This is a genomic window from Martinezella sp. CNPSo 3890 (assembly GCF_057784455.1).
Genome location: NZ_JBXSOR010000018.1, coordinates 23,020 through 34,159 on the forward strand (window position 1 = coordinate 23,020; position 11,140 = coordinate 34,159).

An 11,140-nucleotide genomic window follows, 5' to 3' on the forward strand; every position below is an offset into this window, starting at 1 on the left:
ACGGTATTAAGCCTAAGCTGAAGGGCGATATCAGCGAAGAACGATTGCGCGAATTGGGCATAGCAGGTTTCTAAATGGCTGATTCTGATACCAATGGTCTGCTTGTCCAAATCGGCTTTACGCAAGCTCGCATGGAACGTGAGCTTGCCAAACTCGTGAGTGCCGGCGCGAAATCGGCGGAAAATATCGAGCGTTCTTTCAGCAAGGCGAACGACAATATCGCGAGTAACGCCAGTAATGCTTTCAACAATTACGCGCGTGGCGCTAGTTCTGCTGCCCCCGCCGTCAAGGATCTATCGGGCTATACTGCAAACCTTGCTGCACAGTTGAACGATATCACGGTGCAGCTTGCAGGCGGGCAGTCGCCGTTTCAAATCATGCTCCAGCAAGGCACGCAGATTGGGCAAATTGCGGCCCAGGCAGGCGGCGGTTTCAAGGCGCTCGGGCAGATTGCGTCACAGGCATTGCTTTCTGTTCTCAGCCCCGTGAATCTCGTGACGTTCGCCGTGATCGGGCTTGGCGGCGCGGCTGTTCAATATTTCGGCAGCCTCGTTAGCGGCGGTGAAGATTCTAAAAAGACACTCGAGGAACAGACGAAGCTTGTGGAAGCTGTCGCCAAGACATGGGGCGATGCTGTTCCGGCGTTGAAAGAGTACGTCGACAATCTGGAGCGAGCGAAAGATATCGGCGATTTGCAGACTGTCGTTAAACAGCGGCAGGATGACGCGAAAAAGGAATTGCAGCAACTTCTTTCTGATTTCGAGGCAAACAACCGCGTCGACGTCGGATTTTTGGTGCAGGATTCCGGCGATCCTTCGTCCCCTGTTAACAAGCTCGGGCAGGCGTATGTTGAGCTTCAGCGGAAGATTCATGACGGCACGGCGACAACGGAAGACTTTCAAAAGGTAAGCGATCTTGCGGCACAATCCGGGGAAGCTGCCGTTGGTAGCTTTAGTGCGGCTTTTTCCAGTTTTAACGGTGCTGCACGGGGCACGCTTGCCGTTCTCGACACGTTTGTTTCACAAGCTAAAGATGCGCTGAATACAGCCGCCGCCCTTCAGGAACAGATTCAAAATCTTTCCACGTCGGGGACATTCACCGACAATGGGCAAACGTTGCGTCCTGGCGACTTCATTCCGCAAGGCGAAATTCCGAAGCCGACGGAGGCGCCTGATAGTACCGACGCGGCAAATAAGGCGTTGGCAGATCAAGCAGAGTTGGTGACGAAAGTTGCTGCCGCGTATGGCGATCTTATGCCCGCGTTGCAGAGTTACGTTGACGCCAACGAGGAAGCGACGAACGTTCTAAATTTGCGGCAAGCGGTCGAGAATGAGCAAATCAACACTTGGACGGCTGCCCGCGATAGTCTTTATGCGTTCAACGATGCGAATTCGTCTTTCATTGATTTGATGGCGAAAGCGGCAAACACCGATGATCCGTTGCATAATCTTGCTGTTGCATATGACAATTTGAAAGAGAAAATCCTCAACGGAACCGCGACGACGGAAGACTTTCAAGCTGTCTCGAACGCTACAAAGAGTGCAACGGATAACGGCGTTGCAGGTGTGGGCGAATTCGCCGCCGCGTTTGATATTTTGACGAGCGGTATCATGAATTCGTTGACGGTGCTCGCTCAATTCCAGGCGCAAGCAAATTCGGTGCTCAACACGGCGGCAAAGGTGCAGTCGAGCATCCAGGACATGACAACCACGCCGCGTCGCACTTACACGGATGAGCAAGGCGTGAACCGCCCCATACCGAATAGTCCGCAAGGGACGGTTTTGACCGATGACGGGCGCTATGTTCCGATTCCAACGCCTGATGCGCGCCCTTCGACGGAAGGCATGTATCCGGGTGGCACCTGGAATAAGCCGCGATCGTCGCGGGGCGGTGCTGCTCGTGGTGCACATGCTTACGAGGATGAGGTTGCCAGCATCAATGAACGGACGGCAGCGCTGAAGGCGTCTACGGCTGCGCAAGCGGCGATAAACCCACTCGTGAATGATTTCGGCTATGCAAGCCAGAAAGCCGCAACGGAGCAAAAGTTGCTTGCTGATGCTCAAAAAGCAGGCATGGAAATTACGCCACAACTTCGTGATCAGATTTCGCAGTTGGCGGGGCAGTATGCCGAAGCGTCGGCGCAATCGAAACAGCTTGCCCAATCGCAAGAGGAAGTGCGGAAAAAGGCGCAAGAATGGAACGATATGGAGAAGGACGTTTTCGGCGGCTTTCTCAAGGACCTGAAGGACGGCAAGTCGGGTGCTGAAGCTTTGGCGAACGCGCTGAACAAGGTTGCTGATAAATTGCTCGACATGGCCGTTAACAGCATCTTCAACACAAAAACGGGTGTAAATGCCGGTGGCGCGGCGGGTTCCGGGTTCTTCAGCTCCATATTTAGCGGCATTGGCAAGCTATTCGGCTTTGCGACTGGCACGGCGAACACGGGCGGTCGAAAGGGGCAACCTGTGGGTATCGTTCACGGGGAGGAAGCCGTTATTCCGCTCCCGGCAGGCGGGAAGGTGCCTGTAACGATCAGTTCGCCACTAAGTAGCGATTCATCGAAAAAATCGAGCCATGACGTTCTGACGATCAACCTTCAGGATGATTCCGGTCGCATGGCTGATATTGCCGATCGACGTATTCAGACTGCGAGCGGCACGATCATTCGTGTTGCGGCTACACAGGGTTACAAGCAGGTCCAGAATGACATGCCGGCTTTGATGACCGATGCACAGCAAAGGGCGTTGTCATGACGATTGTTTGGCCTCGACGTCTTTTGCCGCCGCAAACACCACGTCCGCATTTCCTGTCTCATATGAATATCTCGGGGCCGGTATCGCAGGCAGGTGAATCGGACATTATTTCTGGCGATGCTGGTTTCTGGCGTGCGACCTACAGCAGCATTGTTGTCAATAATGAAGCACGCGTGAAAACGTGGCGCGCGATCCGGGCTATCTTACAGGGCCGTCTTAACCCGATCCTTGTTCCGTACTGCACGATGTATCAACCCGTTGTCGCGGAATATACGTATGCGACTGTTCCGCACGACAACGGCGCATATTTTGACACGGGCGCTGGGTATTTGCCGAGTGGAACGCAAATTCTCTTGGCAACCGATATTCCGGAACGCAGCGTATCCGCCACTGTGAATGTCATCGCTGCCGACACGCTTGAACCGGGGCAGGTGTTTTCACTGGGCGAAAGGCTCTATGAAATCACGAGCGTTACGGATCTTGTCGGGACACAGAAGCTTATTTCTTTCATGCCACCAGCGCGTGAAGCGGTATCAGCCGATACGGAATTGAATTTTACAACCCCTGTATGCCGCATGCGTCTTGCGACTGATGACGCAATGCAAATCGACTTGGACATGGGCAAACGCGGTTTTCCGTCTCTCGATTTTGTTGAGGATCTGGCACCGTGACGTTTTTTACCGCCGACGAAATCTCACGCTTTGAATCTGGCAATGTTCGTGTTGCGTTTCTTGTCGAAATGAACTTCGTTTCCAAGACCATGGGCGTTTGGAACGGCAACACGAAGCTCACGGTCAACGGAGTTGATTTTCTGCCGATGTACGGCGCTGGAAATATCGACGGCTTGTCTTTCGCTAACTCCACGACGTCGGACCACGTAACCGTGAGCGTGTCGGGTGCGAATAGCGACATTCTCGGGCAGGCGCTGGCCGAATCTGGCGAGCTGCAGGACCGTTTGCTTAAAATTTATCTGCAATTGTTCGATGATGCCTGGCAGCCTATCGCTGCTGCCCCGGTGATCTTCTTTGGCTATATGCAGCCGCCCGAAGGCACTCAGGACGAAGTTGTCACGGACGTAAACGCAGCAAGCCCGACGCATACAATTAGCGTTGCTGCCGAGAATATCTATTTCAATCGTGCTCGCCCTCCAGGCGGTCGCTATAGCGATCGTGATCAGCAATACCGCCATCCTGGCGACAGGATATTCGATTTCATGCCGGGTCTGGTCTTCAAGACGTTTGTCTATCCGGATTTCTAATCATGGATGTTACGCGGTTTCTGGAGATCGAAAGGGCAAAGCCGTTTATTTGGGGGGAGACGGATTGCGGGACGACGGCGGATCGTTGGTGCGAGATCCTGTTAGGGTTTTCCCCGATGAAATGGTTTGGTCGTTCCGTGATAGACGAAAACACAGGGCGCGCTTGGATAGCCGAGCCTGGAGGATTGTTACGTGGCTGCCGCGACGTTCTCGTTAAATCCGGTGCGCGTCGCGTAACGTTCGCCCCTAACGCCGGTAACGTCGGCATTGTGGTTGTTGATAACAGAGCGTGTATTGCGATATATGACGGCGATCTATGGTGCAGTCGTGACGAAGATGGTTTCATCGTTGCAGACGATACGCATCGTGTCATTGCCTGGGAAATTGCAACATGCCTCAAGCGCTTGGCGCACTCGCTCTAACGATCTTTCAGGCCGGTGGCCCTCTTTGGCTTTCTAATGCTCTTGTCGGCGTTGGTGCGCTTGGGAGTGTTTTGGGTGCTGTCGGTCAAATCGCGCTGTCGTTCGGACTTTCGTTCGCCGCAAACGCCATTTTCCGCCAACGCCAGAGCACTAAATCTGATGATGTTCAGCAGTCATTGCGTGTTGCCATTTCGGACCGTGTGAAGATTTACGGCCAAATGCAGGCTACGGGCAACTGGATTTTTGGCGATTCCAAAGACGGCAATTTGCATAAAGTGCTAGTCGTCTGCGAGGGTTTGTTAGTCGAAACTCTCGGTTGGAAAATCGATGATAATCCCGTTACGCTTGACGGGGGCGGATGGGTTCAAACTGATCCGTATAAGACGAATGTTAGAATCCTATACCGACGTGGATTGCCGATAGAGACGGCTTATGCGGAGCTTACGGCAGTTTTCCCCGAGTGGACGTCAGCCCATCGCGGCGATGGCGTTGTGACGATTTATGCATATCAAGACGCCGTTCCATCTGAAAAAGTGACAACGATTTTTCCGTCACTCAAAGATACGTTATATCGTGTCGAAGGAAAATTCACGGAAATCTATAACCCGAATACCGGCGTAACGGCATGGTCCGATAACGCAGCGGGTATCATCCGCGATTTCATGTTGTCGTCGGATGGAATGCGCTTGCCGGCAGAAATCATCAACACGCCGCAAGCAATCGAAAAATGGAAAGCCGCCTGGAATAAGAGTGCAGAAGCGGTCCCGCTCGCCGCCGGAGGGACAGAGCCGCGCTATCGCTTGTGGGGCGTTTACAAGCTTGCCGAGACGCCGGGGAGTATTTTGGAAGCGATGCTTTTGAATTGCGACGGTCGACCGATTCTTACGCGCGACGGCGGCGTTGCGATCGAAATCACCGAATACTACGAGCCGACGGTCTTGCTCGATAAATCGCTGATTACGGCGGTTACGTCCATTACGCGAGGCGTGGACGTCAGATCGACGGCGAACGTCATCACCGCGAAATATATTTCGAAAGATGATGACTATCAGCAAGTCGACGCGGACCCGTGGGTAAACGAAGATAGCGTTTCCGCTCGTGGTTATATTCCAGATGACACGACATACGGATGGACGCCTTCACATAGTCAATGCCGCCGCCTCATGAAGCGGCGGGCTTTCCAGCTCGATCCGGATTGGCAAATCACGGTGAATTGTCGTGTTGGCGCGCTGAAGGCATTTCAAGAGCGTTTTGTTGCCGTCGATTACACGATAGGGCCGATGCGCATTCAGGGTGCTTTTGAAGTCGTCAATTTCAAATGGAACATCGGTGATAAAGGCATTTTGCGAAGCGTGACTATTTCATTGCGCTCGACTAGCCCCGACGCTTTCACATGGGACCCGGCGCAAGAGGAAGGTGTTGCACCTGTCACCGAACACACCGACGTCGATAACACGATTCCGAATGTTTCCGGCTTTGACGCGACTGTCGGACGGCGCACGATCGGCGGCAATCTGGTTGCTTACAGTATTCTCGATTTCGACGCGCCGCCGTCTGATTCGTTAAAGGTGCAGCTCCAGGGCAAGAAAGTCGCCGACACAAATTGGACGGATATAAGTGTCCCCGATGGCGCATTGAGTGTTGACGCACTCATTCAAGATGACGGTGTGCAATATGAATATCGCGCGCGGTACGTGACGTTAACCGGCCGTCAAGGTCCGTGGACGGACCCGACAATAAAACTCACTGCGGTAGCCGATACTAGCGCGCCTAGTGTGCCGACGAGTGTTACGGCAGTCGGTGCGGCAGGCAAAGCGACGATTGGTTTTACAGCGCCGAACAGTGCCAATTTCGACCGCGCTCATATCTACAGAAACACGTCGAATGACTTTTCCACTGCAACACTCGTTACAACTGTTTACGGTTCGCCCAATACGGCATATTCCTACGTTAACACTGTAACGGCGGGCACGTATTACTATTGGGTGACGGCAGCCAACGCCAGTGACGTTTCAAGTGCCTCGGTTGCGACAACTCCCGCATCCGTGGTTGTAACTTAAAGGTTTCCGGAATGGTTAGCACGGCTGCACAAATTTGGCGGAATTGGGAAGTTGACGGTGTACCTTCTTCCGGTGACCACGATCCAATGCTTCAAGAAATTCGAGATTGGGGCACATGGCTTGAAAACATTATTTCAGCATTCACCGCGAATGGCGGTTTGATTTACACCACGCGTGCTTCTCTTTTCGCCGATCTTGCACATGCCGCGAATTCGATGGCTTGGGTTATCGGTGATGCTACCGTTGGCAATAACGGCGTTTATATGAAAAGCGGAACTAGCGGTTCCGGGTCTTGGACTCGCGTTGCGGATCTTCCGTACAGCTTTGTGAAGCTGATAGACATCGGAGCGGGGACGCCGAATGCGATTCAGCTTACGTCTTCGATTCCTACGTCGGCGTCTGCGTTGCGCGTTGCGAATATTTTCGAAGCGAACACCGACAATGTGACAGTTTCCGAGAATGGATCTGCACCGAAACCGCTTTTGACATCTTCGGGGAATCAAATTTCTCCCGGTGGCCTCGTGTCTGGCATGATGGTTGCATATTTCGACAGTGGCCCATCGTACAGGCTTTTGACGGATCAAGTATCGTCTGCGATTGTTGCTGCTGCGGAAGCCGCCGCCGCCGACGCAGAATATTGGGCAGGGCAGGCGGCAAGTCTTGTAGCACCAACCGTGGAAAAATACGGAGCTGTCGGCGACGGTGTAACGGATGATAGCGCGGCTTTCAATTCGATGAAAACCGCGCTTGGCTATATCGAGACGGCCAAGGGGAAAGTGTATGCGGTTAAAGACATTGTTCTGACGAGTGGGCAACGCATTATAGCTAACGGCTCCCGGCTCAAACCGGCAACCGGTGCAAAATGGATTGTCCGCGCGTCTGGATACCGTCCTGTAATTCAAGGTCCGATCGAATTTGAAGATCCGAATGACATTGTTGTACGCAAGACAACCGTAGGTTCCAATGCTATTGCCGGCGCAACGTCGATTGTGGTTGGCAGTTCGGCAGGCATGGAAGTTGGACAGTTCTTTGCCCTGCGCTTGAATGACGACTCGTATCACGGGACGTTCATTACGGGTATTGCTGGCAATACGATAAGCCTTCAGTTTCCGTTGCCGTACGCCGCAAGCGCCACGCTTCCAGTCATAGCCAGTTGGGGCATGATCAGTGTTTATGGCGCGACGTGGGCGCATATCAAGACGATATTTGCTGTTAATCCGTCCGTGCTGATGGTCATCGATAAGTCATCGACCGGTGACATTGTAAACCAAGACATCATTACCGAAATTCTCGCCTCGAATGTTAAGTACGCCGGAATCGTGGAAGGGCGCGACGTTGCAGGGCTTTCTGTGTCTGCCGTTCAGCTTTGGGGCGGTCATGTTGAAACCAAGAATTACACCGGCAATGGCAGCCTGAAAATCTATTCGACCGATTGGCCCATATTTCTAGACCGTGACATCAGCATAACGGTCGGTGGTACGCCTATGACTCTAGGCGTGGATTTCACCGTGACGGGGCGCTATCAGATCACATTCACAAACGCACCGGCTAATGGTGCCGCTATAGTGATTAATAATTTTACTGATGGCTGGTTTGGTCATTTTAACGATCAAACAGGCTGGAGTGTCATACGCGGCGGTTGTCAGTATCAGGATTTTCAAATTCTTGATTTTTACTATGGTCGGCATATCCGCAAGAAAGAACTCGCAAATTTCGTCCAGTGCATCACCGATACGTGCCCGGTCGGTGAACATATTCGCGAATCCACTGGCATCGTTTATGACGATCATTTTTGCGGGTATGTGTCGAACAACATCGATATCGCTGAAACCTCAGTCGTGACGTTTGGCGGCGCTTTGACGTTGACGCAAGTTCCTGTCACCGACACGGCGGTGAATGTTATCGGTGACGTTTTGTATTCCGAAGTGGGTTCTACATTGACGATTGACGTCAGTGCACTCACGGCACCTTCACTGAAACGAAGCGGTGCCGGAAAAATATTCTTCAAAGGCGGCGATTCATACAAGTTCGCCTCCAGCTCGGCTATTGGGGCATCAGCCACTGTCTACATTGGTCCGTTGGGGAACAACGCGACCGCTGTAAACGGGTTTGTGGCCGAGTATGATTGCCTTCTAACCCGTTTCATCATGCAATGTGACAATGCTCCAGGCGCCGGGCAGACCATTACTTACACGGTAATGGTCAACGGTGCCCCGACGTCGCTTACGGCGACGATAACGGGAACAGGCACATTCTCCGTCAAGGGGGATGATAAGGGCATAGCTATATCCGAAGGCGACCAGGTTCATTTGCGGGTGCAAACTACCTCCGGTGTAGCGTCATCAGGGCATCGGGGTTTTATACAAGTTGTGTAAAATGGCTTGTCTGGCACTGTCTGTGTGGGTATAGGTTTTTCATGACCCGTCAATATTCAGAAACATTCAGACACACAATCGAACATTACACAGGCGCTTCCACACCGGAGCGCCTGGAAATTGAGCTTTCGACCCGCGTGGATTGGGTGAAGAGCTTTTTGACCGCATGCGCGCCTCATATCAAAATCGAAGGAAGCCGTTTCGTTGACGTCGGTTGCGGAACCGGAGTTGCGGCAATTTCCGCGTGGGAGTTGGGCGCTCGAAGCGTCGCCGCTTTTGATTATTCCAAAGAGGCAGTGCGCATCTCAAATATGCGCTTTAACGAGCATGGCGTACCGTTAACGGCGAAAGAAGGGAATATCATAGAACCCCTGCCGTCCGGTATGCGCGAGCAGTTCGATTTTGTCTATTGTTATCAGGTTATTGAGCATATCCCGCGTGAAATGCAGTTTAAGGCTTTAAAGAGTCTTTTTGATTTGGTCGCGCCTGGAGGGGTAGTCCATATCGATACGGAAAACTCCCTTTATCCGTATGACAGGCACGACACAAGATTACCGCTTGTTCGTCTTCTCTCGGGAAATCTAGCGCGCGATCTCGTTGCAAAACTAGGGCGCGGACTCGACATGATGGAACCGTCCTTCGGTGGCCGTGTCCAAATCCACGACTATCTTTCCTATGACGAGATCGTCGGTGCCGCACAAATTTCCGGACTTGAAGTTGCAGATCCTTTTGTTCCGCACGGTAGCGCTCGACAAATGTTTTTGTCGATGACGGGAAGTCACTGGTTTTATGAAACCTTCGCTCAATACTTTGATGTTGAACGTTTTATGCCGATCTCCCTTTTGTTGAAAAAGCCAGCGTAACGCTTGTTGCGTCATGTAACGTCATGCTATTGACGTTACATGAAACTCGCTGACGATTGGCATCACATACTGAAACGCGCCTGGAGTGTCCGCTTTATAGTTATTGCGGCGTTGCTAACGGGTGCCGAAGCCGTATTACCCAGTCTTCCGAGCTTTCTTGATATTCCGCCGCGTCTGTTTTCCGCTCTGACGTTTTTTGTCATCGCTGGCGGCTTTGTCGCGCGCATCGTCGTTCAGGAAAACATGGGTGGCAACAATGGCAACTAAGCTCCGCGCAACGTCGCGTGCAAGCGCTCTGATCGCATCGATTGCGGCACTTAGTGTCGGCGGGTATGTCACGATCTTTCCAGGGCAGCCGAAGGTTCACGACGACGTCGCGCTTGCGATTGAGGTTGCCGCACCCTGGGAAGGCCGAGCGCTTGTCGCATATCTCGACAAGTTGCCGAATCCGCCGCGTTGGACGATCTGTGAAGGCGATACCGACGACGTCAAGCCGCGACAGATAGCGACGCCGGAAGAGTGTGACGCGCGCATCGCAAAGAAAATGGAAAAGCGCTTCCGCCCCGTATTGGCGTCTTGTTACAATATTCCCGATTGGGATAAGCAGCCGCTGGCGTGGCGCGGCATGATGATTTCGCTTGCCTGGAATATCGGCCCGCAAGCGGCGTGCAGCTCGACAGCGGCGCGTATCGTAGGCAATGCGGTAAAGGAAGGCGTGAAGCCTGATTATATTGCCTCCTGCCAAGCCGCAACGGTGTTCAACAAATCGAATGGCAAATTCATAATCGGCTTGTCGCTTCGGCGCGGCATGGGTGATGCGACTCGGATTGGCGAAGGCGAACTTTGCCGCTCGGGAGTTTGACCATGTGGGAGCTTATCGGTGGCATCAGCGGTGCGGCACGGATGGCGATCGGCGGTCTTATCGCGGCTGCGATTATGTATCTCGTTGTCGTTCCTTTGGAGCGTCTGGACGCGGCAAAAGGCAAAGTTGATGAATATCGCGCGACGTCGGCGGAAGCCGAACGCGACGAACTGAAACGGCAACTGTCGGCGGGACAGATCGTAATCGATGCGTATCAGGTCCAATTGAAGAACGCCCGCGCAAAGGAAGAGGCTGCCGCAAATGATCTTGAAGCACGGATTTCCGAAAACGAAGCTCTCCGCAAGGCTAACGGTCGTTGCGGCGCTCTTGATGACGCCGATGTTAAATTCTTGCTTGACGCTCGATAGGTCGGCAAAACAGGCCGGAATTGCCGCCGTACGCGTCCACATGCCGCCGTTGCCGGAAGATTGCCGCAAGCGCGAGCCGCACGCCGCCGTGGTTGTGGGTGCCGATCCTGTTTCCGTATTGAAGCGAGAGCGTGCCGTTACCGATCGTGCGAACGCTCGCGTTGTCCGGTGCGCCGATA

At 53.1% G+C, this 11,140-nt stretch carries 10 protein-coding genes; all 10 read left to right on the forward strand.

Annotated features, from left to right (window positions below):
* Positions 1–74: 74 nt before the first annotated feature.
* From AC13RC_RS28370 to AC13RC_RS28415, 10 genes are read left to right on the forward strand one after another with little or no spacing between them, the layout of a single operon-like run.
* The gene (locus tag AC13RC_RS28370; protein ID WP_488559246.1) at positions 75–2,753 is read left to right on the forward strand and encodes a phage tail length tape measure family protein; all 2,679 of its coding nucleotides are present in this window, start codon (positions 75–77) and stop codon (positions 2,751–2,753) included.
* A complete protein-coding gene (locus AC13RC_RS28375) occupies positions 2,750–3,424 on the forward strand; it encodes a hypothetical protein (protein WP_488559247.1) in 675 nt (224 codons plus the stop codon). The genes AC13RC_RS28370 and AC13RC_RS28375 overlap by 4 nt, the downstream gene beginning before the upstream one ends.
* A complete protein-coding gene (locus AC13RC_RS28380) occupies positions 3,421–4,011 on the forward strand; it encodes a hypothetical protein (RefSeq protein ID WP_488559248.1) in 591 nt (196 codons plus the stop codon). Before AC13RC_RS28375 ends, AC13RC_RS28380 begins: the two co-directional genes overlap by 4 nt.
* A 2-nt stretch (positions 4,012–4,013) precedes the next feature.
* Complete coding sequence (locus AC13RC_RS28385; protein WP_488559249.1) at positions 4,014–4,433, forward strand: DUF6950 family protein; 420 nt, start codon at positions 4,014–4,016, stop codon at positions 4,431–4,433.
* Positions 4,403–6,493, forward strand: a complete 2,091-nt coding sequence (locus AC13RC_RS28390) for a phage tail protein (RefSeq protein WP_488559250.1) — start codon at positions 4,403–4,405, stop codon at positions 6,491–6,493. The genes AC13RC_RS28385 and AC13RC_RS28390 overlap by 31 nt, the downstream gene beginning before the upstream one ends.
* An 11-nt stretch (positions 6,494–6,504) precedes the next feature.
* On the forward strand, positions 6,505–8,868 hold the full coding sequence (locus tag AC13RC_RS28395; protein ID WP_488559251.1) for a hypothetical protein: 2,364 nt from the start codon (positions 6,505–6,507) through the stop codon (positions 8,866–8,868).
* Positions 8,869–8,909: 41 nt separating this feature from the next.
* Entirely contained in the window at positions 8,910–9,731 is an 822-nt protein-coding gene (locus AC13RC_RS28400) for a class I SAM-dependent methyltransferase (RefSeq protein WP_488559252.1), read from the forward strand.
* A gap of 39 nt (positions 9,732–9,770) precedes the next feature.
* Positions 9,771–9,998, forward strand: a complete 228-nt coding sequence (locus AC13RC_RS28405) for a DUF7940 domain-containing protein (RefSeq protein ID WP_488559253.1) — start codon at positions 9,771–9,773, stop codon at positions 9,996–9,998.
* Entirely contained in the window at positions 9,988–10,593 is a 606-nt protein-coding gene (locus tag AC13RC_RS28410; protein WP_488559254.1) for a glycoside hydrolase family protein, read from the forward strand. Before AC13RC_RS28405 ends, AC13RC_RS28410 begins: the two co-directional genes overlap by 11 nt.
* 2 nt (positions 10,594–10,595) lie before the next feature.
* Positions 10,596–10,961 (forward strand): hypothetical protein, encoded by a 366-nt coding sequence (locus tag AC13RC_RS28415; protein ID WP_488559255.1) that lies wholly within the window; start codon positions 10,596–10,598, stop codon positions 10,959–10,961.
* Positions 10,962–11,140: the final 179 nt, after the last annotated feature.